The 23,428-nt window shown below is 44.4% G+C and carries 21 protein-coding genes; 9 read left to right on the forward strand and 12 right to left on the reverse strand.

Annotation, left to right across the window (positions count from 1 at the left end; all coding sequences use genetic code 11):
- Positions 1-46: 46 nt before the first annotated feature.
- The 4 genes from AC1ECB_RS27900 to AC1ECB_RS27915 all read right to left on the reverse strand — a co-directional run bounded on the left by AC1ECB_RS27900 (position 47) and on the right by AC1ECB_RS27915 (position 3,972).
- Positions 47-907, reverse strand: a complete 861-nt coding sequence (locus tag AC1ECB_RS27900) for a sulfotransferase domain-containing protein (protein WP_485666799.1) — start codon at positions 905-907, stop codon at positions 47-49.
- Positions 904-1,806 (reverse strand): hypothetical protein, encoded by a 903-nt coding sequence (locus tag AC1ECB_RS27905; RefSeq protein ID WP_485666800.1) that lies wholly within the window; start codon positions 1,804-1,806, stop codon positions 904-906. The genes AC1ECB_RS27900 and AC1ECB_RS27905 overlap by 4 nt, the downstream gene beginning before the upstream one ends.
- 69 nt (positions 1,807-1,875) lie before the next feature.
- The gene (locus tag AC1ECB_RS27910; RefSeq protein WP_021166497.1) at positions 1,876-2,559 is read right to left on the reverse strand and encodes a response regulator transcription factor; all 684 of its coding nucleotides are present in this window, start codon (positions 2,557-2,559) and stop codon (positions 1,876-1,878) included.
- A gap of 120 nt (positions 2,560-2,679) precedes the next feature.
- Positions 2,680-3,972 (reverse strand): sensor histidine kinase, encoded by a 1,293-nt coding sequence (locus AC1ECB_RS27915; protein WP_485666801.1) that lies wholly within the window; start codon positions 3,970-3,972, stop codon positions 2,680-2,682.
- 733 nt (positions 3,973-4,705) lie between these two features.
- On the opposite strand from AC1ECB_RS27915, the gene ltrA reads away from it, so the two are divergent.
- Entirely contained in the window at positions 4,706-5,782 is a 1,077-nt protein-coding gene (ltrA, locus tag AC1ECB_RS27920; protein WP_485666802.1) for a group II intron reverse transcriptase/maturase, read from the forward strand.
- A complete protein-coding gene (locus tag AC1ECB_RS27925) occupies positions 5,772-6,116 on the forward strand; it encodes a group II intron maturase-specific domain-containing protein (RefSeq protein ID WP_485666803.1) in 345 nt (114 codons plus the stop codon). Before ltrA ends, AC1ECB_RS27925 begins: the two co-directional genes overlap by 11 nt.
- Positions 6,117-6,267: 151 nt before the next feature.
- Here AC1ECB_RS27925 and AC1ECB_RS27930 read toward each other — a convergent pair whose 3' ends face one another.
- The 4 genes from AC1ECB_RS27930 to AC1ECB_RS27945 form a co-directional block, all read right to left on the reverse strand.
- Positions 6,268-7,314 (reverse strand): tyrosine-type recombinase/integrase, encoded by a 1,047-nt coding sequence (locus tag AC1ECB_RS27930; RefSeq protein ID WP_485666398.1) that lies wholly within the window; start codon positions 7,312-7,314, stop codon positions 6,268-6,270.
- Positions 7,307-8,257, reverse strand: a complete 951-nt coding sequence (locus AC1ECB_RS27935; protein ID WP_485666397.1) for a tyrosine-type recombinase/integrase — start codon at positions 8,255-8,257, stop codon at positions 7,307-7,309. Before AC1ECB_RS27935 ends, AC1ECB_RS27930 begins: the two co-directional genes overlap by 8 nt.
- The gene (locus AC1ECB_RS27940; RefSeq protein WP_485666396.1) at positions 8,254-9,486 is read right to left on the reverse strand and encodes a site-specific integrase; all 1,233 of its coding nucleotides are present in this window, start codon (positions 9,484-9,486) and stop codon (positions 8,254-8,256) included. The genes AC1ECB_RS27935 and AC1ECB_RS27940 overlap by 4 nt, the downstream gene beginning before the upstream one ends.
- Before the next feature lie 177 nt (positions 9,487-9,663).
- Positions 9,664-9,804 carry a hypothetical protein gene (locus AC1ECB_RS27945; protein ID WP_485666804.1) on the reverse strand — a complete coding sequence of 47 codons (141 nt, stop codon included), beginning with the start codon at positions 9,802-9,804 and terminating at the stop codon, positions 9,664-9,666.
- Between the two features lie 257 nt (positions 9,805-10,061).
- On the opposite strand from AC1ECB_RS27945, the gene AC1ECB_RS27950 reads away from it, so the two are divergent.
- Positions 10,062-10,781, forward strand: coding sequence for a L,D-transpeptidase family protein (locus AC1ECB_RS27950; protein ID WP_485666805.1), 720 nt, complete (start codon positions 10,062-10,064; stop codon positions 10,779-10,781).
- Between the two features lie 61 nt (positions 10,782-10,842).
- On the opposite strand, the gene AC1ECB_RS27955 is transcribed toward AC1ECB_RS27950, so the two are convergent.
- The 3 genes from AC1ECB_RS27955 to AC1ECB_RS27965 form a co-directional block, all read right to left on the reverse strand.
- Entirely contained in the window at positions 10,843-12,033 is a 1,191-nt protein-coding gene (locus AC1ECB_RS27955; RefSeq protein ID WP_485666806.1) for a pyridoxal phosphate-dependent aminotransferase, read from the reverse strand.
- A gap of 251 nt (positions 12,034-12,284) precedes the next feature.
- Entirely contained in the window at positions 12,285-13,706 is a 1,422-nt protein-coding gene (locus AC1ECB_RS27960; protein WP_485666807.1) for a glucosyl-3-phosphoglycerate synthase, read from the reverse strand.
- A gap of 101 nt (positions 13,707-13,807) precedes the next feature.
- Positions 13,808-15,085 (reverse strand): ArsB/NhaD family transporter, encoded by a 1,278-nt coding sequence (locus tag AC1ECB_RS27965; RefSeq protein ID WP_485666808.1) that lies wholly within the window; start codon positions 15,083-15,085, stop codon positions 13,808-13,810.
- Positions 15,086-15,485: 400 nt separating this feature from the next.
- Between AC1ECB_RS27965 and AC1ECB_RS27970 the strand changes: the two genes are divergently transcribed.
- From AC1ECB_RS27970 to AC1ECB_RS27980, 3 genes are all read left to right on the forward strand, one after another.
- Positions 15,486-16,778, forward strand: a complete 1,293-nt coding sequence (locus AC1ECB_RS27970; RefSeq protein WP_485666809.1) for an ArsB/NhaD family transporter — start codon at positions 15,486-15,488, stop codon at positions 16,776-16,778.
- 203 nt (positions 16,779-16,981) lie between these two features.
- A complete protein-coding gene (locus tag AC1ECB_RS27975; protein WP_485666810.1) occupies positions 16,982-18,058 on the forward strand; it encodes an alanine/ornithine racemase family PLP-dependent enzyme in 1,077 nt (358 codons plus the stop codon).
- Positions 18,059-18,264: 206 nt separating this feature from the next.
- Positions 18,265-18,888: a GntR family transcriptional regulator gene (locus tag AC1ECB_RS27980; RefSeq protein WP_021166511.1), complete on the forward strand. Its 624-nt coding sequence runs from the start codon at positions 18,265-18,267 to the stop codon at positions 18,886-18,888.
- A 56-nt stretch (positions 18,889-18,944) separates the two neighbouring features.
- On the opposite strand, the gene AC1ECB_RS27985 is transcribed toward AC1ECB_RS27980, so the two are convergent.
- Positions 18,945-20,327, reverse strand: a complete 1,383-nt coding sequence (locus AC1ECB_RS27985) for an NAD(P)/FAD-dependent oxidoreductase (RefSeq protein WP_485666811.1) — start codon at positions 20,325-20,327, stop codon at positions 18,945-18,947.
- A 179-nt stretch (positions 20,328-20,506) separates the two neighbouring features.
- Between AC1ECB_RS27985 and AC1ECB_RS27990 the strand changes: the two genes are divergently transcribed.
- From AC1ECB_RS27990 to AC1ECB_RS28000, 3 genes are all read left to right on the forward strand, one after another.
- Positions 20,507-20,908: a DUF2680 domain-containing protein gene (locus AC1ECB_RS27990; RefSeq protein WP_485666812.1), complete on the forward strand. Its 402-nt coding sequence runs from the start codon at positions 20,507-20,509 to the stop codon at positions 20,906-20,908.
- Positions 20,909-21,078: 170 nt separating this feature from the next.
- Positions 21,079-21,771, forward strand: coding sequence for a response regulator transcription factor (locus tag AC1ECB_RS27995; protein WP_021166514.1), 693 nt, complete (start codon positions 21,079-21,081; stop codon positions 21,769-21,771).
- Positions 21,768-23,393: a sensor histidine kinase gene (locus AC1ECB_RS28000; RefSeq protein WP_485666813.1), complete on the forward strand. Its 1,626-nt coding sequence runs from the start codon at positions 21,768-21,770 to the stop codon at positions 23,391-23,393. The genes AC1ECB_RS27995 and AC1ECB_RS28000 overlap by 4 nt, the downstream gene beginning before the upstream one ends.
- Positions 23,394-23,428: the final 35 nt, after the last annotated feature.

Here is a 23,428-nt window from a genome sequence, read left to right on the forward strand (position 1 = left end):
ATCTCTATTCATTGGTGTCCCTGTTTTATTTTGTTTTCTTGTCTTCTTAAAAAAGAATCTCGTCTTGTTCTCCGAGGTAGCCGAAGCGGCGCATTACGGTCGCATGACCGTTCACAATTCTTGAGATCTGGGCAGGGGTTAGTACTTTACGAGAACTCCCCACTTTGCCTTCGCGGAAAAAAGCAACCATATTAGCAGGCTTCTCACGAAAGCCCGTACATTCTTCCTGTTGTTTCAAAGTCTTAAAATCAGCTCCTGCTATTGCCTGCTGAATTTCTTTCGAAACCGCCGGGAATCCCACAAAAGCTGCTGCTGTTGTGAAGGTTTCCAAAGGCTTGGCATGCAGGTCCTCATACCGAATCACTTTTACCGGGAATGCCGGTCCAGTTGTCCAACTTTCGACATGACCGCTCCAGGTCAGCAGTTGCTGCTTTAATTTGATATGCAAATGGCGGCTACTACCAGAAAAACAATAGTTCGGATTGCCCATATGCTCAATTGCGATGTCGACATCACACCCAAGATGATAGGCCAGGGATACCGCCGTATCCAGGGGGTTTCGAATAATATATATGGCACCATTACAACCGCTTGTAGGGATAAGGGGCTTTCCATCCGCCAGAAAAGTATAGGCATCATGTATTTTTATATACAAAGGCTTGGGGGCTTGAGCAGCCATATAGGCATATACTTTGGGACGCAATGCATCAATTTCTTCCGCAGTCAAATCGGAAGCCTCTATCCCCAGTATATAGTCAAAAATACCTCGCAAACTGGCAGTTCCGTCTGTTTTTAGGCTATTGATATCTATTGAATCTTTATTTGCACATAGTAAACGGCTAAGGAAGGCGCGAAACCAGGTATTTCCTGATTTGGGGTAAGAGGCCAGCCAAAAGATACCTGTCATAAGCCTATCTCCTCCTCAAGATTTGCTAGATCATCTAGCCAAAAACCATCCATAGGGTAACAGAGGCGGAAGCTGTCAACAGCGTTCGCAAGTTGGCTGCATTGCTTTAGATGGGCTGGCTGTCCACCTTTTCCCGATAAAAACCAGTAACGATAGGTGTTAGTATCGATTGTCGCGAGTTTCTCTGAATCTGTCAATTTGAGAAGTTGAATTTCTTCCGTATTATCGCGGGTCAGTTGACAGAACCATCTCAGTGGAACAGATTTTGCGGAAAACACCTTATCCAGTGGAAGTTGATACTTTTCCAAACTTTTACGCACCCGTGGCAACAAGGAAATATTCTCTCCCAGTTCTTTCACCGCATCCGCCCAGAGATTGAGTCGGGGATGGCCCGGGACAATTTCTGGTTGTCCTTTGCTGGACAATGAAATCACACATAACTCATCAGTCAAAAATTCATAATTTTTTTTGCAGAGCATACCTGCCAGAGTCGATTTGCCAACCCCGGAATCGCCACTGAGTATAATCCCCTGACCGTTAATTGCTACTGCAGCACCATGCAGTACGAACTGTCCCCGCAACTGCAGCAAGGCGCCCAATACAGGTCCCAGTAGAAATACTTGTACGTCAGCATCAGCAGCAGTTACAAATGGTTCTACAATAATTTCGTGTCCATTGATTATATAGTAGCGGGCCACTCCGTCCAGAGTGAGTAAAAATTCCCCCGGAGCAACCTGAAAAAGTATCGCATTAATAATTGCATTTTCCAGAGAGTCCGGCACAGCTCCATACCGTATTACTACATCTGGCAAGCCTTTCCCCTCTACAAGGCCCGGTAAATAAAAATCCGAAGCGATAGTTAACCCATAGGCTTTATAAAGAAATTGCTTCCGTCTCATTGTTTTCACCCAACTTCCATTGATAAAAAGACTACCAATCCCAACCAGGTTTGGTAGTCTTTTACTAACTTAATTCGCAGCCAAGGACTCTTTTTCTTTATGTAGATAATAGCCTACTCCCCAAACGGTTTTAAGATTAGAGAGTTTGAGTTTTTTGCGCAGGTAATGAATATAGAGATTGACAGTGGTAAATTCAGCTTCTGAAAAGTAGCCCCATACCTTTTGAATAATTTGCTCCTTAGTTACTACATGACCATAGTTACGGATCAACAATTCTAACAGCTGGGACTCCTTGAGGGTTAACTGAATTACTTCATTGCCTTTTAGTACTTGGCAACGTAGTGGGTTGAGAATAATATCGTCGGCAGTGAGCACATTTTCTGCTATTGCTCCGCCACGACGGCGGGTTAAGGCTTTGAGGCGTGCCAATAATTCAACCGAGTAAAAAGGCTTAATCAAGTAATCGTCAGCGCCTGCATCCAGGCCCTCAGCCCGGTCCTCAGGAGAATCCTTGGCAGTTAAAAAGATAACCGGGGTATTATGTCCCAGGCTGCGAAATTCCTTGAGTAAAGATATTCCATCTTGCTGAGGCAGCATGCGATCCAGCACCACAATGTCATATATGTCGGTACAAGCCATTTCCAGACCTGTTTGGCCATCTAGCGCGGCATCTACTACAAATCCATTCTTTCTTAATAAGTGCGATAATGAGTCAACTAGTTTGCTTTCGTCTTCTACGAGCAGTAGTTTCATTTACGACACCCTTTGTAACCACAGCCTTGTGAAAATTTCACCATCCTTGGTATCTCTATACGTTATTATGACAGATAGTTATTGGAAATTTATTTAGTTTAAATAAATATTTAGATAAAATTAAACATTGGGTTTATGAGGAAGTTGGACGGTAAAGATAGTACCTTCTTCAGGAATACTGGTCACAGTAATTGAGCCGCCATGACTTTCAATGATCCATTTGGCAATAGATAGTCCGAGTCCTGAACCGCCCTTGTTCCGCGATTTATCTACTTGGTAGAACCGATCAAAAATTTTATCCAAATGTTCAGTTGGGATGCCTTCTCCGGAGTCGGAAACGGTTAGAATAATTTTACTGCCTGCCTGCGACAGGGAAACTGATATTTTGCCACCAGGAGGCGTGTGACGACTGGCATTATCCAGCAAGATAGCAATGACCTGTTTTAGCTGGGCTTCGTCGCCATAGACTTCCATAACAGAGCTTGCGTGCACCTCCAGCATTAAAGAATGTTGCTGAGCTATGGCCTCAAACGGAGCTGCTGCCTGTCTGAGAGCTGCGTCTAAGAAAACTAGTTGTTTTTTGAGCGGTTGCTGCGTGGAATCGGCTCTGGCTAAAAACAGGAGGGAATTAACAAGGTTTTTCATACAGATGCTTTCCTCCTGGATGTTATTGAGCCATTTGCTTTGACTGGCGACCGTTTCGTCCAGGCTGTCCTGGACAATATCCAGATTGGTTTGAATAATGGTCAGCGGTGTGCGCAATTCATGGGACGCATCAGAAAGAAAATTTTGCTGTTGCCGCCAGGCTTTTTTTATGGGAACCATAGCGCGGTTGGCCATGTAGAAGCTGGCACCAAAGGAAAGGATTGCACAGACAAGGCCGACCGCAAGGAGGGTTGTCAGTACTAGTTGCAGCATGTTAGTTTCTTGGGTTAGATCATGGAAAACGATTACAGTGCCATACTGGTTGTCCAGCGGGGCTTTAAGATAAGTATAGTTTGTTTCTTCTAGTATAAGGGTGTCTTGATTGGCAGTCGCCTGCAAAGCCTGGTTGGTAAGTGCTGCCAGGCTGCTTGCATTAAGGGGCTGATTGGAGGATTGAAAGGTAATAGCACCCTCAGGTGAAGTCTTAACAAAGAAGAAAGTAGGTCCGGGCGATGGCCCCGGGGGTGAAACCGGTGGCGGTCCAGGCGGAAGCTGACGGGGATCGCGGCCTGGACCACTAGGCCGCTGTGGCAAATCACTGATTATCCCTGCTTGAATATCAACGGCAATTCTTTGCAGCCCGGTTTGGGTATGTTTGTTCATATCAATTTTGGCGAAAAAGTAGGTGCCGCAAATAAGCAAAAAGAACAGGGCTAACATGATTGCGACATTAATTAAGGTAAGTTTAAGGCGCAGCTTCTGAAACAATATTATAGAACTCCTTTATTCACAGCCGTGTGAAGAGTACCCATCCGTGGAAATATATATTCATTTTCTCAAATAAATATTAAAAGAATGTTGTTTCCTATTACTGATTTACTAATAATTTGTCGAAAAACCCCTTAGTATATTGTAAATCAAGTAAAGGCTTTTTGCCAAGTATTGCATAAAACTAATTTCATCATGCCAGGCTGGGGTATGCTTTGGATGATTGTGAAAGTGAACTTGATGGCCGGTGCATTGCGGCCCCTATTATGATAATGTCAATCAGGTAATAAATAAAAAATGCACTGCAGTTTACGGCTGCAGTGCATCATTTAAGTGCGCCCGGCATGGGCGCAGTCTAACGGGTGAAAGTCCCGAACACGCCCGGTAGTGGGAAGTGTATAGCCAAGGCCAAGCGCGTCCATTGTGAAACGGAGTGTGAAGGAAGGCGGAGGCAAATCTCTGGCCTGACGAACAGAAACTGCATCAGGCATAAATTGAGGATAAGGCTGCTTAACAAGTCGAAGTCCAATAACTACACGAAATCAATTTGTGTAAATGCGGCAGGTGGATGGGGAGAAAGACTGCGTTCTTACCCGGGGAGACCTCGCGGACGGTGGAAGTGTCTTTGCGAAAACCGGTTGAAATAAGATTTGTCGCGAGGAGTCAGATGAAGCCATACTAGCAGTACCGCTGGCGGTACTGTGAAGGGCGGAACCCTTGGAGGTGAAAGTAAATGAATGTTACCGAGAATCGGGAAAATAGCAGAAAACAGCGTGCAAACGGTGGCTGTCCGCAAAGAGATAGTGTGGAACACAAAGGGTATGCGGGAGTGCTTACTGATTCGGGGATAACTGAAAACAACATCACCAATGCTGACAGACCAGAAGATGGAATGCTGGAGACCATCCTTGCCCCAGATAACCTTAACCAGGCATACAAGCGGGTTAAGAAGAACAAGGGGTCAAGCGGAGTCGATGGGATGAAAGTAGAAGATCTTCTGCAATATCTCAAAGACAACGGGGAGGAAATTCGGCAGACCATCAAGGCTGGAAAATACCAGCCTCACCCCGTACTGCGGGTAGAAATACCCAAAGAAGACGGAAAGAAAACGAGAAAATTAGGAATACCAACAGCCGTAGACCGAGTGATACAGCAGGCAATTTCGCAAGTCTTGACGCCAATCTATGAGACACAGTTCTCGAATAACAGCTACGGATTTCGACCAAGAAGGAGCACACATGATGCCCTTAAAGCCAGTCAGAAAAACATCCGCGACGGATACAAGTATGTCGTGGATATGGACTTGGAGCAATTCTTCGATACCGTCAACCAAAGCAAGCTGATAGAGGTACTGTCGAGGAGTATTAAGGATGGGAGAGTTATATTTCTAATCCATAAATATCTTCGGGCAGGAGTTATCACACGTGTAGGTAGATTCGAGGAAACAAAATTAGGAGTGCCACAAGGGGGACCTCTAAGTCCAATTTGTGGCAATATTCTCCTGAATGAGCTGGATAGGGAACTTGAACGAAGAGGGCATAGGTTCGTCCGCTACGCGGATGATATGCTTATTTTTTGCAAAAGCAAAAGAGCGGCCAACAGGACATTGAAAAATCTAATTCCGTTCATAGAGGGGAAATTATTCCTCAAAGTAAACAGGGAAAAGACAGAAGTAGCCTATGTAGGCAAGGTCAAATTCTTAGGTTACGGGTTCTACATTAACAAGAGCAGAGATGTCGGTCTGAGAGTACATTCCAAAAGCGTTATCAATACGCGAGATTACATCGAGAAGCAACGGAATGGGATATGATCAGAGGAAGGAAAAACTCAAACAGTATATAACAGGTTGGGTGAATTACTTCAAACTGGCAGACATGAAAAATCTACTGAAAACAATAGATCAATGGGTACGGAGACGTATCCGAATGGTCATATGGAAACAGTGGAAAAAAGTAAGAACGCGATACGCTATGCTTAGGAAATTAGGCATAGAGGATTGGGTAGCATGGGAAGGTGCAAACATAAGAAAAGGTTACTGGCGTGTCGCCCGCAACCCGATTATTGCCAAAGCCATCTCTGCTGAGAGACTTAAGAAGGCAGGATATTTAAATTTTCTTGAATACTATGGGTCTGTTTGTAGATGAACAGGGGAGGAGCCGTATACCGAACGGTACGTACGGTTCTGTTATCCCGTTAACGGGATAACAGAACTTATCCCGCAAAATGCGGCATCCCGATTATCGGCATCACACCCTCATATAAAGCCCTTCTTTCATGATAATATCGGGATAATATTTAGCGACTCAGTCCGTAAAGCTGCCTGATTAATTCCTCATCATCTTCCCATTCAAGATATGTGGTTTCTCCAGACACCAGCGGGTTCAGCTTTGAAGTAACTTTCTGGATGGCCTCTTTCTTCATTTCCGTATCAGCATTCGCATAAATCAAGGTCGATGAAATCTGCGCATGCCCGAGCCATTCAGCCAGCAATACCATTGGCATACCACTTCTGTACAAGTGCATGCTGCGGCTATGGCGAAACATATGGCAATGAAGCGACTCAGGAACTTCAGGATTCATATTATGAGCAGCGACACCGTATTTCTTGATGAATCTTTCTGTGTTGTCTGGCGACATTGCAAATCGGCGCCCTTTACGCTCAGTGTAAAAAAGATAATCGTCAGAAGTGTGTTCAGGGTAAAAAACTGCAGCATATTTTCTGAAATGATCAACGGTTTTGGGCATTACCGGCACCAAACGCGTTTTTCTGCCTTTTCCGGTAATGACAACGTAGGGAGATTTCCCTTCGAAATGAATGTCACTTAGCTTGAGATCCAGCAGTTCTTGGTTTCGGGCTCCGGTATCATACATCAGTATCATAAAGAATAGGTTTCGCAACTCTTTCTTCTTTCTGGTATCTGGCTGCTCAAGTATTGTTTTCAACGCAGCTTCACTGAAGAATTTAATGACGGTAGTCTTTGCTGCCCTCTTTAAAGGGATAGTACACAAATCTTTGACGTATGCCTGAACACCAATATCCCTGGCACCGGCATATTTAACGAATGACCGGATACATGCGAGCCGATGATTGCGCGTGGAAACACTGCAATACCGTTCTTTTTCAAGATACCCTAAATAATTCTCGACAGTCTCCTTGGAAAGGCGCTCAAAGCTGAGTTTTCCCAGACTGATCCCATTTCTATCGCAAATGTAGCGTAACAACTGGTTAAGGCATTCACGGTATGATTTAACTGTATTGACGCTCACAGCTTTTTGATCGGGGAGATATACCGTCAAAAAGTCTCTCACCAACTTGAAAAACCGAGTGCTCTTCTCATTCATCTTCGGCCACCTCCGGGATCAAATCCGAAAAATGGCTCCAGTCAATAGCAGTTGAACGAATGAGCCTTTCGGGCAAAAGGTGGATGTAATATGCCGTGTCCGAAAAGTGGGTGTGGCCCATGTACGCACTCAGGTACGGGAGCTTGGCGTAAAGGTTCGCGCCTTCGTCCAGCCATTTCATCATCATTGTCGTAGCGTAGCGATGTCTAAGATCATAAGTAACAGCGCTTGCTTCATTGCCAGTTCCCCGGGCTTTACTCCAGATCATTTGAAACTGTCTGGCAAGCCAACGCCGATTAAATGGCGCGCCGTTTGTTGATGGAAAAAAGTACATATGGTTGGCGAAAATCTCTGCAACAGTTGATTGATAATTCTTGCACATCTGTAATACATCGTCGGACATGGCGACATAGCGTTCTTTGTGGGATTTATTTTTTCGGATTAGCAGTATGCCTTTGTCGAAATCAATATCGCAGCCCTGCAGTTCCCGACCTTCGTTCGGGCGTAGGCCGCAGAAATAGATCAATCTCAATAATACAGGAAGAATCAGATGCCGATGCGGAGAACAAAGATTAGGTGGAAGCCCGTCGCATTCCTTGAAAATGCTCAACATCTCTTTATCTGTGAAAATATATGGGGTTCGTGTCTCTTGCCTGGGGAGAAAACTTGATGGGATCACATAACAATCGACTCCGATTGCAGATAGGTACTTAAGCAGCTCCCGAATTGATTGAATCCTTCTTCTTGCCCCGGTCTTGGACTCGTTTTCCCGCCGTGAGCACCAGTTAAGAACTACGTCTTCCTTGAGTTCAGACACATTCAACTGCTTTGACTCTATGAATCTGCAAAAACGATCTAAATCGTACTCGTAGGAACGTCTGGAATAACCAATGGACTCTTTGTAGAGGAGCATATCCTCAATATATTCGCTGAGCGTTTTCATAGTCTGGAGCCCTCCTCAAAAGAGTCAAACCCCAGTGCGCATTCGCGTAAGCCCTCAATATCCAAAGAAATATATGGTCTTGTCGCGCCGGTGTTTTGATGACCAAGTATCTGTGTGACCGTTGTGATGGGTACCCCTTCCATTGTCATCTGGGTTCCAAGCATCCTTCTGATGCCGTGCATCGTTTTCCCATCACCAAGCCTATGTGAAACCCCTGCTGCTTTCATACGTCGGCGCAAGACGCACGCTACTGAAACGCCATCTTTAAAGCTTTGAAAAGGTGCAAGGCTTCTTAAAAATATCTGTGGAGATTCCGATTCCGGACGGCTGTTCAGGATATAGTCTGCCAACGCTGCGCCAACGGCTCTTTGCAGTGGAAGGCTAATTGGTATCTGGGTTTTTCCTTGGATTATTTGGACCTCGCTTTTACGCCAGTCAATATCCGACAGTTTAATCTTCGCAATGTCCCCAGCACGCATCCCGCTGCTTGCTGCCAAAAGCAAAATGGCATAATCGCGTTTCCCTATCGCGGTGCTTCGATCAATAGACCTGATGACTAAGTTCAAGTCATCCAGAGGCATGCACGGATATATTTTTCTCTCTCTTGCTCTCGGCACCATCAGTAAGCCTGCATACGGAAGTCCTGAATCCCCTGAACTGGTGAGATAATGATCCAGTTTACGGAGTGATCCGACAACATCGTCCATGCTTTTTGCGCGTGTCTGCGAAATATCGCTCAGAAACATCTGCACATGCTCTGCCTTAATTTGAGAGATATCGCTGATTCCCAAGCCAGTAAGCGACAGAAGAAAGCGCCTGACTATGGTTTGGTTATTACGATTTCTGAGTTCTGAGTGACTATCATCAGCGACACCGGCGATAATGCGCTCAAAGTTCTCCGATAAAGCGAAAGTATCTTTGTAAGCGGGGCCTTTCCAAACGAATCTGCCCGTCTCGCCTACTTCTCGCAGTATCCTGATTCCTCGGGTGCGGAGATTGAATACATTTCGGGAAATCGCTCCGGCCTGCAGGTTCTCTCTATAGAGTTCCTCAAGTTCGTTTATCAAGTCTTCACTGTAAAATTCTTCTTGTTTTACCTTGAAGAAAGCAGAGATTGGCTTAAAACTACGTGATGCAATCACTTCAAGTGAAGATGGGGCTAATCCTACTTCTTTTTCCAAAATCATTAATGCTTGTTGGATGATTCCAAAAATCGTACTATCTTTCATGTAAACCTCCTATTGAATTTGATAAATTCAATATACAGCATACTGAAAGAAAAATATTATCCCGATATTTTTACGGAAGAAGGGCTTTATATGAGGGTTTCAGATCAATAATCGGGATGCACGATTTTACGGGATAAGTTCTGTGGAAGGTCGGCCACTCAAATAATGGGTGGCCTCCTATCCGATTTGGTTAATATCAAACTCAGTAGCGGTGGTGTGTTTACGTAAAGGAGTTTTTTCTGTGGCTAAACATACAGCCTGTAAGCTAAATACCAGTACACAGATGACCGCCAAAAATAAATAATTTTTCCGGTTCAATAGGTCCTCTCCTCATAAAAGTAGATTCCAAACCAATTATAACCAATTCGAAATATTAAAATAGCATAAATCGTTATATGGGCCGGTTAGCCTTACTTTGTAGGGGTTGTCTCTCAGGATGCACTTTTTCGAACTATTTCAATTTTTCTATTATTTATATTTTTTAAAAAAAAAGCCTGAATAAAGCTTTGTTGTGTGCATGGATAATTGAGCAAGTTAATAGGATGTTAGTAGCAAATACTGAGCAGGAGTAAATTATGAACATGCATTTTTTAAACTTAAATGCCAAGCGGACTAAAAACCGGTTTAGTATTATTATTGTTGCGCTATTTGTTCTATTTGGCGGTATCTGGTTGTTTGAATATCTGGATGCTGCTGCTCTCAACTATTCGGTTAGCCAGCCGTCGAAAGCACCGGAAGGTGAAATGCATTTAATTGTCAGAGTTCCCGACCGGGTACTGGAACTGTATGATAATGGGAGGCTATTTAAGCGTTATCGGGTTGCTGTCGGCAAACGGGCGACACCAACGCCTATTGGGGAATGGAATATTGTGTATAAAGGCTGGAGTCCCAGAGAGGTGATGGGTACCCGATGGATGGGGCTTGATATACCGTGGGGGAGTTATGGAATACATGGTACAAGTGCGCCCTGGTCCATCGGTAACTTTGCCAGCCATGGTTGTATTCGCATGCGTAATCAGGATTCGGAAGAACTGTATGAATGGGTGCCTGTAGGGACGCCTGTCGACATTCTTGGCCCGAAGCCCGGTCTGAACCGGGTGCTGCGCCGGGGAAGCCAGGGGCCTGATGTTGTTGTATTGCAGCTCAAACTCGTGCAACTGGGCTATTACCAGGAACGGGCCAAGGGAACCTTTGGTAAAGATACTGAGGCGGCACTGCGGGCTTTTCAACGGGACAACAGATTACCGGAAACTGGTATTACTGATGAAAAAACCATGAAACTGCTTCAGCTGTAAAGCAACTAAAAACAGGCTCCCAATGGCATTTTGCCGGTGGAAACCTGTTTTCAGCTTCGTCCTAAGACAGGTGCATTGCCTTTTCAATACGGGCAAGGCCTGCTGCAATAGTTTCACGGGAGGTTGCATAGGAGAAACGAAGATATTCCTGATTTTCCCCGATATTTCGCCCTCCAAAAGCTGAGCGGGGCAGTACGGCTACATCGGCGTTATAGAGAAGGTGTTGCTGCAGAGCCTTGCTGTCAGGCAGGCCTAAACGCTCACAGGCCTCGGTAACATTAGGGAAAACATAGAAGGCACCGGTAGGTGTTTGGCAGGAAAAGCCGGGAATGCTGTTTAGTCCGGCGGCAATTAAATCACGTCTGGCTTTAAATTCACTAACCATGTTGCTGACAAAATCCTGCGGGCCAGTTAACGCCGCTAAACCGCCATATTGTACAAAGGTGTTTGTGCAGGATTCACAGTTAGTGATTAGGCGGGCAATATGCACAGCTAACTCTTCCGCCATAACTCCATAGCCTAGCCGCCAGCCAGTCATAGCATACGATTTAGAAAAGCCGTCAAGAATAATGGTTCGTTCCTGCATACATGGCTGTGAGGAGATGCTCACAAAAGTTCCCTCATAGGCAATTTGGCTGTAAATTTCGTCAGATAATACCCACAAATCGTATTTCCGGGCAAGTGTAGCGATATTTTTGATGTCCTGAGCAGTCAACATACCGCCAGTAGGGTTATGGGGACTATTTAAAATAATGAGTTTGGTTTTAGGGGTGATAAGTTTCTCCAGTTCATTCGTATCCAGGCTGAAATTCTTTTCTTCCAATATCGGGGCGGCTACCGGTATGCCACCGGTGAAGCGGATGACCGACTCATAAATGGGAAAACCCGGATTAGGATAAATGACCTCGTCACCGGGGTCAACTAAGGCGTGCAGCACATAGTAAATGATTGGCTTACCACCAGGGGTGATAACTACTTGTTCGGGTTTTACCTGTAGCTGGCGGGTAGTGGAAACGTGGTCGGCAATGGCTTCTTTGAGCGGCATAATACCAGCCGAGGGGCTATAGTGGGTAAAATTGTTCTGGATAGCGGTAATACCGGCTTGTTTAATGTTATCAGCAGTGTCAAAATCAGGTTCACCAATGGCAAAGCTAATAATATCGCGTCCAGTCGCTTTGAGACGGGTTACTTCATTAAGTACATCAAAAGCGTTTTCCGTACCAAGATTGCCTAAACGAGCAGCTAGTTTCATAGCGCGATTATTCCTCCTGAATATGATATGTGGTAGCACCTAGCAATGAATGAATGCAAGATAAATCTGATCAGTAATAAAAAACATTTAAAAACTTAAATAGTAAGAAAAGGAGCCTGTCAGTGACAGTCTCCTCCTATATTACTGTGATTTTCTCTAATAGTCAAGATTGACTTAACACTGTTGTTATTCCCAAAACACAAAATTCCGTATCCGGTGGCTCTGTCTTTCGTAAAAATATCGCAAGTATATCAATTTCCATAGTTGCGCCAAACGGTGCTAAACCGTTTGGCGTCAATTTTAAAATCGCCATGCGCCGAATAAACGCGTCTCAAAATAGTAGGCAGAGCCTGTTCACCATGAAAACCCTTTAATTCAGCCATGACCTGAATGATCTGAAAAGCCATTTCACTGAGTCCAATGACTCCCTTTGACTTATGAATGACTTCACCAAGATTTACCTGGCAAGTAGACCAGAGATTGGTTTGTTCGACAGCTTGAATAAGCATAGCCATTTCTACACCGTAATTTGCCGGTATGCGCATTTTGAGCAGGGAATCGCGGTATATTGCCACCGTTCCGGCAAGCGGTTGAATATAGCCGGAAAGCTCAGGACTGAAGGTGTTAATCCAGGGGCGGGCTAATATTTCCGTAACACGGCCGCCGCCCAGTTCTAGTCCGGTTGCTTCAACACGCACCGGGCGGGAAAAGTAGCCTTTGGAAAACTTTATCTCAGGATGGGTAAGCATCGGCCCTAATAGACCGTAGAAAAAGCGTGGTGTAATTGTTTCAATATCAGTGTCTACCCACGCCAGAATATCAGCGTCGGTAACATAGGCACTTTTGTACATAGCTTCGCCTTTACCCCGGTAACTGCCCTGTTCAGGGACTATTTCGGTATGCTGATAAACGGGAATTCCATGGGACTGAGCAATAGCTACCGTGTTGTCTGTAGAATTAGAGTCTATGAGAACAATATCGTCAATGACTCCGGCATCTTTTACCTCAAGGGCAGTTTGTATCACATTGCCAACTGTTTTTTCTTCGTTTAGACTGGGCAGAATAATAGCAATTTTTACGCCTAAGTTTTTTTTGCATGCCCGAAGAACCGAAGGTAGAGAAAAGTCTGCTGCTTCATAGGTTCTCTCCCGCACCCACCGGTAAATGGCATCGCCTTGATCGAAATCGATATCCTGCACCGGCCCGCGTACTAGAGTTATACTGCCTTCATAGACTTGTCTCAATTGCTTATAAAGGGGATTAATTTCTGATTGTGCCAGCGGCGCACCAAAGAATAACATGTTATAGTGGGAGCCGATGCTTTTGATTAAATCAAAAATAGTAGCCTCACGCCGCCAAGTAATATTTACATTATCAAACAGTGTGTGGGCAGGCGCTACTACTGAAGACAGGAAGACTTCCTCCAATTGAGAAAGTTTTTCTTCTAAGTGATATATATGCGCTTCTTTGATACCTGCTTGCACCATAACATCAAGTACTGACCGGGCATTACTGCCACCGCGGAGAACTGCTGCGACTTGGCCATCGACCCAACCATCGGTAACGGCGGCGATCTGGCCAGGATAATTTGGTAGCTCTGCTATGTCTGCGATATCCTTAATTATGATTTGAGGGTTATCTTGAAAGGGCCATTTTTTCATAGAGGCAGTCATAACAATTCCTCCCATACGTATCTGATAGAGTTTTGGCGAAAGTACAAAACAATGTTATTTTTAGCCTGTTTTTATAAATTGATACGTTCTGGTAGGGTTAGTTAAAAATAGCGCCAGTAGAGGTAGATATGAGAGATAATAATTGATACTACCATCAGCGGAAAAGCAATCTTCAGGTAGTGATTAAAGGTGAGCGAAATGCCATTTTTTTCAGCAATTCCTGCTACAATAACATTAGCTGAGGCGCCGATAAGGGTTCCGTTGCCGCCAAGGCAGGCACCAAGCGCCAGTGACCACCACAAGGGATCTAAGCTCATGCCGGAGAGCTGTCCCATTTCTTGAAGCATGGGAATCATAGTGGCGACAAAGGGAATATTATCAATAAAGGCTGAAGCAATTGCCGATACCCATAAGACGATCAAGGTTGTTTGCAATAAATTTCCGTGGGTTACGGTAAGGGTCCAGTTGGCTAATTCACCGATGACGCCGGTTGCCTTTAACCCCCCAACCAGGACAAACAGTCCAATGAAGAAGAAAAGAGTAGGCCATTCAATGTGCAGTAGAATATCTTCAGGCTCTTCACGGCTGACCAACATGAGCAGGATTGCTCCGGTAAGTGCAACGGTAGCTGATTCCAAATGCAGAACTCCGTGGAAGACGAATGCAACAATGGTAATACCAAGGACGGTCAGGGATTTTTTTAATAGCCGCCAGTCTTTAATCTCTTCCTTAAATTTGAGCTGCAAAATAGCTTGGCGGTTGTGGTCATCAACCTGTAAATCTTTTCGGTAAATCAAAAGCAACAAGGCAATGGTCACAATTAAAATTATAAAAGCGATAGGAGCCAGGTGGATTAAAAAGGAATTAAAATCAAGGCCCACCGCACTGCCAATCATAATATTTGGGGGATCACCGATTAAGGTTGCTGTACCACCGATGTTTGAAGCGATTATTTCCGCAATAAGAAAGGGGGTAGGGTTAACCTGTAATTTGTCGGTCAGCGTCAATGTTACAGGTACAATTAATAAGACAGTGGTAACATTGTCAAGAAAAGCTGAAGCAATAGCGGTAATAAAGGACAATAGTGCCAGGAGCCGTAGAGGTTCACCACGCGTGATACCGGCCGCCCAGATGGCAATAGCTTCGAATACGCCTGTACGGCGAGTGATGGTAACGAGGATCATCATACCAGTTAATAGTCCGAGGGTGTTAAAATCAATATTATCTTTGAGTGCGGTTTCCTGGGTTAAAAAGCCAAACAGCAGCATCACCAGGCCGCCGGCCATGGCTACTACCATCCGGTGGATTTTTTCCGAAATAATTAGCGCATAGGTGATTAGAAAAACAATGACTGAACCCCAAAAAGCAAGATCATGCAATATAAAGCACCTCCCAAAATAATGCAAAAGGGTAGAGAGTCCGTGAGAGACTCTCTACCACGAAATTATATCATTGCCAAAATAATACTACTATATTAGTAAACTAGTCAACCCAATATTCTGATTATAGTCAATTATAGTGTAGAATTATGTAGGATTACGTATTTTAGCAAGGGATTCTTGACAATCAGTCTGATTTTGATTATGATAAAATCACAAAAAAAATATGCTTTGTTTATGGGAGGAGCCTGTCACCAAGGGTTCCTCCTGCTTTTTTAAAAAGGAAATACTGATAAGGAGGAGTGCTTGTGGGCTCCTCTTTATGTCTATCTTGGGGGGCGTAAATTTTTATTGTTTATTCGGTTAAGCAAGACCAAACTACAAATTGGAGGCGAAAAAAATGGAGAGTAATCAGGCAGCTATTGCTGTAGGTATTTTTCTTGTGTCCTATGCACTAATTATATCCGAAAAAATTCATCGCACCGTTATTGCTTTGGCAGGGGCAGTACTTGTTATTATGTTCGGGGTTCTGAGTCAGGAACAGGCGATTCATCATATCGATTTTAATACCTTAGGTTTATTGGTAGGTATGATGGTCATAGTGGCTATTACCAGCGAAACAGGATTATTCCGGTTTTTAGCTATTTGGTCGGCCAAGGCGGTTGATGGTGATCCATTAAAGCTCATGATTGTTTTAAGCGTCATTACGGCGATAAGCTCAGCGTTATTAGACAATGTGACTACCGTGTTATTAATTGTTCCGGTAACGCTGAGTATTACAAAGCAGCTCAATGTTAAACCAGCCCCTTATTTGATATCGCAAATCATCGCGTCTAATGTTGGCGGAACAGCGACGTTGATTGGCGATCCGCCTAATATCATGATTGGCAGTGCAGTAAAAGAATTAGATTTTCTTGCATTTGTCAACAATCTTGCCGGAATAGCAATGCTTATCCTTGTTGTTAATATCATCATTCTTGTCCTAATTTACCGCAAGCACCTCAAAACAACAGCAGAGTTGAGTGCGAAAATTAAGAGTCTTAACCCCGGTCACCAGATTAAAAATCCCAAGCTGTTGAAAATTTGCCTAGCTGTGCTGGCCTTGACAGTAACACTCTTCTTCTTCCATCAGCAACTGCATCTGGAATCGGCGACAGTGGCGATCTTCGGAGCTTCTTTGTTGATGCTTTTAGCTAAAAAGAATTCTGATCATGACCTGGAATCTATTTTTCACAAGGTAGAATGGGTGGCGCTATTCTTTTTTATCGGGCTGTTTATCTTGGTTGGCGGACTTGTCGAGACAGGGATAATTTCCTTATTGGCCCAAAAGGCTATGGAGCTCACAGCAGGCAATCCCACAACTACGGCCATGATCATCCTTTGGCTTAGTGCTCTTGCCTCAGCGTTTGTCGACAACATTCCGTTTGTCGCTACGATGATTCCGTTAATTAAAGATATGGGCGCTCTAGGAATGACTAATCTGGAACCACTCTGGTGGAGTTTGGCATTGGGTGCATGTCTTGGCGGCAACGGTACAATTATTGGTGCTAGTGCTAATGTCATTGTAGCCGGCCTGGCAGCGCAAGAAGGGTATCCAATATCCTTTGTAAGATTTATGAAGGTTGGTTTTCCACTTATGCTGTTGTCGATACTAATTGCTAATATCTATGTGTACCTGCGGTATCTTATCTAATATCTGATAGAGACTGGTGTTTGTTATCTCCGCTATTTGTAATAGCGGAGATAACTGTATATAATAATTAGAAATTAGAATATTAAAAAACTAACAACCCTTAATTATTATTAAGTTGTATGTAATAAAATTGAAAATTATCAGGTAGCAGGTTTTTGTTACTATATCTTTGTGAACGTTGTGGTAACTGGAGGAAAAGAGGGATGAGCGATAGTCTAAGACTAGAGGTTGATTTGGACAAAATCAAGTACAACGCGGCTAGAATCGTAGAACTTTGTCATAGTCGAGGGATTGAGGTACTTGGAGTGACCAAAGGATTTACCGCGATTCCGCAAATTGTGATGGCTATCCTTGCAGGGGGTGTTGATGGATTAGCTGATGCCAGAATGGAAAATATCCTCGAATTAAGAAATGAAGGATGTTTGGAATCTATTACTTTACTACGCATTCCCCGGTTAAGCAATGTGGACAATGTAGTAAAATACTGTAACGTAAGTGTCAACTCTGAAGTAGCTGTTATCCAGGCTTTGGGACAGGCTGCTAAAAAAATGGGGGTAGATCATCAAATTATTTTAATGGTTGATGTGGGTGATTTGCGCGAAGGCATTATGATTGAGAATGTCCTGGATACTGTTCGCAAGGTAGAAGGAGTGGAAGGGATAAGGCTAGTGGGGCTGGGAACTAATATGGGTTGTTTTGGTGGTGTTTTACCAGAGTACAGTAACCTCAATATTTTGGTGAACCTTGGTAAAATGATTGAGAACAGATTAGGTATACCAATAGAGGTCCTTTCTGGTGGTGGTACGTCATCACTATTACTTGTGGAAAAAGGGGAAATACCTGCAGGTATTAATCAACTGCGTATTGGGGAAGGAATATTGCTTGGAACGGACACGACAAATCAACGGATAATAGATTGGCTCAAAAATGATGCTTTTGTATTAAAAGCAGAAGTGATTGAAGTCAAACTCAAACCATCGGTTCCTATTGGCAACATCGGCCGGGATGCTTTTGGGAATATACCGGAATTCGCAGATGTGGGTATTCGAAATAAGGCTATTGTTGCTTTAGGTAAACAGGATGCGTATATTGAAGGTATTATTCCTGTTGATAAGAGCATAACGATATTAGGAGCCAGCAGCGACCATACGATTCTTGATATTACAGATACAACAAGAAAGATACAAGTTGGTGATGAACTGGCATTTCATGTTACTTATTCAGGGTTACTTTCAGTGAGTCAATCCAGATATGTAAAAAAAGTGTTTAGAAAGGATTAAGGAGTACAAAGAAAAGCTGGGATTTGAAGTAACTGAGCTTAGAAAAACGAATATGGGCCAGGACAAGACCGGTTGGTTATGGGTATTAACTAGGGATAAGTTTACAGGAAGTATTTAGATATATCTAGCAGGAATTATGTCTGTGAACATAGTATTAATAGGTGAACATCGTATTAATACTATGTTGCAAGTTTGGAGGATGCTAGATGAAGGGGCAAGTCCCGATTTTTCGCGCTATTGCACTGGATGTAGCGCAGCGAATTATTAACAGTGAATTTGGGGAAGGCAGCAAAATTTCAGGGCGGACGTTACTTGCCGGTCACTATAATGTGTCACCGGAAACCATTAGGAAGGCTATATCGCTATTGAAAGATGAGGGGGTCGTCGATGTCTCGCAAGGCAAAGAAGTAACCATTCTCTCAGTGGAAAAGTCATATGATTTTATCGAACGTTATAAAAGCGCGGAGTCCGTTTATTCACTGCGTCAGGAAATCGAAATTCTCTTACGGGAAAAACGCGACCTTGATGTAAAACTCGAGACAGTGCTTACGGAAATAATCAATTATTCTGATCGGCTGAGAAACCTTACGCCCTATAATCCGGTGGAAATTGCAGTAACAGCCGATGCTCATATCACAGGCCAGACCATCAGTCAACTACGATTATGGCAGCATACAGGCGCCACAGTGGTAGCCATTCGTCGCGGCACAGAAATTATTATATCACCAGGTCCCAATGCCGTAATTAAAGCTTATGACAAGATCGTTGTGGTAGGTGATAGTGATATATATCAACGTACGTCAGAGTATTTTAATAGGACGATGGTTTAGTAGTGAAACCAAAAATAGACCGCCAAGTACAACTGTACCTGGTGGTCTATTTTTGGTTATTTTTTTAGCCGTGCACTGATAATTCGGGCAGCATGGATGCCACTGGCACTGGCCTGTGACAGGCCGCGGGTAATACCGGCACCATCACCGATGGCAAACATATTCTCAATCTCGGTTTCCAATTCTTCAGTTAGCTTAAGGCGCGAGCTGTAGAATTTGACTTCAACTCCGTATAGCAGCGTGTCGTCATTTGTCATGCCGGGAGCAATTTTATTGAGGGCATAAATCATCTCAATAATATTGTCCAGATGGCGTTTGGGCAATACTAAGCTTAAATCACCGGGAGTGGCTTTTAGGGTGGGTTTGGTAAAACTTTTTGTCATACGGTGTTCATTGGAACGGCGGCCTTTTAACAGATCACCAAAACGCTGTACCAGTACACCGCCGCCGAGCATGTTGGAAAAGGAAGCAATGCGTTTACCATATTGGTGGGGTTCAGTGAACGGTTCGGTAAATTTGTTACTGACTAATAGCGCAAAATTGGTGTTTTTACTATGAAGCTTTTCGTCGCGGTAGCTGTGGCCGTTTACAGTAACAATGCCATCCGTGTTTTCGGCAACAACATATCCTTTGGGGTTCATGCAGAAAGTTCGGACTAAATCACCATACTGTTTGGTTCGGTATACCAGTTTGGCTTCATATACGTCATCGGTTATGTGTTGAAACACCTCTGCCGGGATTTCCACCCGCACCCCGACATCCACCTGGTTATTGGTTAGTGATAAACCAAGGTCATGGCATTGATGGGAAAACCACTCAGAACCGGCGCGGCCAGGTGCGGCTATCAGATAATCGCATTCAATGACTCCGTCTTTGGCTGTTTCCAGGATAAAGGTGCTGTCTTGTTTTTTAATAGAATTTACCGTTACGCCGAATAGCATAGTGATATTTTTCTGAAGATAGTCATAGATTGATTGTTGGATTTTCAGATTATTTTCGGTACCCAAGTGGCGAACCTTAGCATCTAATAGGTGCAGGTCAAACTTTAAGGCCTCTTTGCCCAGCCCGCTGTTTTGGGTGCTGAAATATTCTGCTGGTGCGCCGTACTTCAAGTTGATTTGATCAACATAATCAATTAAATCGAGCACAGTTTGATCAGAAAGATACTCATTGAGCCAGCCGCCAAACTGGGTGGTGAAGTTATACTTGCCGTCAGAGAATGCTCCCGCGCCGCCAAAACCGCGCATAATACCGCAAGGGTTGCAGTTAATGCAAGTAAGAACTTTTTTATCGGAGATAGGGCAATGCCGCGAATAGATGTCCTGCCCGGCTTCTATAAGAATAATGTTGCTAGCAGGGTTATTGATGACAAGCTCATAAGCGGCAAATACGCCTGCTGGGCCGCCGCCGACAATGCCAATGTCAAATTTATCAGCCATGGTACAATCACCTTCCTTGTGCTATGATATACAACCATTACACAGTATACTTTATCAAATAATGACTGCAAAAAGCAAATTAATCCTAAAAGTGTTCATTCTTTGTTCACAGTTTGGTCACACTTTGGTAAAAAAAATACGTTATACTAAAGTCAAATACTAATAAGGAGTGATTGACTATGAAAAAGTTCACTAGTTTTGCTTTAATCGGTACGCTCGTATTGTCGTTAGCGGGTGCAGTCGCATTTGCGGCTCCAGGAAACAATCTTGGTCAGGCTTGTCCATTCTTCGGCGCGGCCGGACAACAAGCCAATCTGACTGACGAACAAAAAGCCCAGATGGCAACTTGGCAGCAAGAGCAATTTGAGCACAGAAAACAAGTGTTGCAAAAAAAGGTTGAATGGGGCTGGCTAACCCAGGCTCAGGCTGATGAGCAGATTTCTTTCATGGAACAGCGTCAGAAAGACGGTAATTTTGGCATGATGGGTAGGGGACGTGGTCATGGTCATATGGGGCAAGGACGGGGCATGGGGCCGATGAACGGCAGTTGCGGTAATAACAGCATTCCGGCTCAACAATAAGAATCGGCTGAAAGAGCCTGTCGCTTTTGCGGCAGGCTCTTTTGAGCAGACATATTGTCAATGCTCTACTGCGGGCAGTTGACTGCCACTTTGTTAGTGCACCAGTCAATTGCAAAAAGTTGGCGCGTTATATATAGCATGTGGTATGCTGTTGCTAAGAGGTGAAAACTATGACAGGTAAAACAGTATTACTTGTTGATGATGAACAGGCCATCAGGGAGTTGTTGGCTTTATACCTAAATAAAGAGGGCTTCACAGTGCATGAGGCGGCTGACGGTGCAGAGGCACTTATAAAAAATCAGGAATACAAGCCGGATATCATCATTTTGGATATTATGATGCCTGTTTTGGATGGCCTGGAGGTCTGCCGTCAGATCCGTAAGTTTTCCAATATACCTATTATTATGCTGACTTCGCGGGCTGAAGATGAGGATCGCATTATGGGTCTTGAGCTTGGTGCCGATGATTATGTGACAAAGCCCTTCAACTCCCGGGAGGTGGTTGCCAGGGTCAAGGCGGTATTGCGCCGTTTGGCTGCGCCGCAGCAACAGCCGGCGCCCGCTTTAAGCTATCCACATCTGACAATTGACATGGCTAAGCATACGGTTACGGCTTTTGACCAGGAAATTTCCTTTGCGAATAAGGAAATAGAGCTGCTCTGGGAGCTTGCTGCTCAGCCAGGACGGGCATTTTCCCGCGAACAGTTGTTAGAGAGTGTTTGGGGTTACAGCTATTGCGGCGATACGCGTACGGTCGATACCCATATTAAACGGATTAGAAAAAAATTGGCGATTAATGCGACTTCACCCTGGGATATAAAAACAGTATGGGGTATAGGTTACAAATTTGAGGTGAAAAAGTGAGAATATCGCTGCAGCATAAATTGCTAGGCAGTTTCATTATTGTCGTTGCCTTGGTATTGGTAATTGTATCTACCGGGGTTTCGCTCCTAATCCGCGATTACTTTTTTGCCAGCAAGCAGCGTGAACTGACTGACAAGGCCTATGAAACCGCGCGGGTGGTTAACAGCTATTATAATGGCGAGATCAATTATGGTCAGTTGGCTAATTTTATTAACAGTATTGATAGTTTGCTCAGTGCCAGAGTCTGGGTGGTAGACGACTCGTTTAACTTAATTGCCGCCTCCGAGGAACAGCAGGCACCAGCAGGTGGCATCCGCCGTCGGGCCGGGATGATGAAAAAAAGTCCCATGGATCAGGCTTGTGATATAACAAAAGGTCAAGGCAGGATGCGGCGGCATGGCGCTGGTATGGGCCAGGGCATGCTGTCTGCTGCGATGCCAGACGCGTCTTCAGACAAGGCTGCAGAGCCACAGTCCGGACAATCGTCAAGCCTTGCAGCTATAAGCGGAATTGATGAAGTAAGGCAGCAGTTGGAAGCAGCTAGCGGGACAGCTTGGGCAAAAAAGGTATATCATCCCTATTATGAGGAAAACATGCTGCTTGTTGCTGTGCCACTGAGCCAAAGTGAGAAGCAGCCACAGGGTACTGTGTTAATAAATGCACCTTTATCCGGATTTGACGGTTTTCTCAGCCGGATTTACTGGTATATTGCCGCAGCCGGAACGGTGGGGATACTGCTTACGATAGTTATCGCCAATTATCTTTCGACAAGCATTATCCGGCCACTGCGATCCATGCAGGCAGTGGCCTCAGCTATGGCGGGTGGTGACTATACCGTTCAGGCCAAAGTCGAGACCAACGATGAAGTCGGTGATTTAAGCCGGTCATTAAATCTGCTGGTTAAAGCACTTAATGAGTTTGTGAATAAAACCGAAAAAACAGATAAACTCAGACGTGATTTTGTTGCCAATGTGTCGCATGAACTCAGAACACCGCTGACGATTATGTGCGGCTATAATGAGGCGCTCTTGGACGGGACAATCTCTCAGCCTGAGCAAGTGGAGAAATACCACAAAGTCATGCACGATGAATCTATACGGCTGCAAAAGCTAATCAATGAGCTATTGGATCTTAGTCACTTAGAAGCCGGTACGGCCACGTTGGAGAAGGAACCGGTATTCCTGGCAGAAATTGTGGATAACATTGTAACTTTGTTTAAAAAACCAAGCCAGGAAAAGGGCGTTACCCTGCTGACGGCGATTGCTGATGGTTTGCCGGAAATTCAGGCCTATGGTGATCGCTTAACCCAATTAGTCCTGATTTTACTGGATAATGCGCTTAAATTTACCCCGGCTGGCGGAACAATTACCCTAAGTGTGGGGACAGTTAACAATGTACTGACACTTAGCATCGCAGATACTGGCTGCGGTATTCCCCCCGAGGACTTGCCGTATATTTGGGAGCGATTTTATAAAGTCGACAAGTCCCATACCCGCATCACTGGCGGTACCGGCCTGGGCTTAGCCATTGCCAAAGAGATCATCAACCTGCATGGTGCTGCGGTTGATGTAGCAAGTGAGTTAGGCAAAGGAACGGTGTTTACTATTCAGTTTAATGTATAAGAAAGCGCCTGCTGCATAATTGAGTGCAGCAGGCG

It is taken from the genome of Sporomusa sp. 246TCP1, from assembly GCF_057319775.1.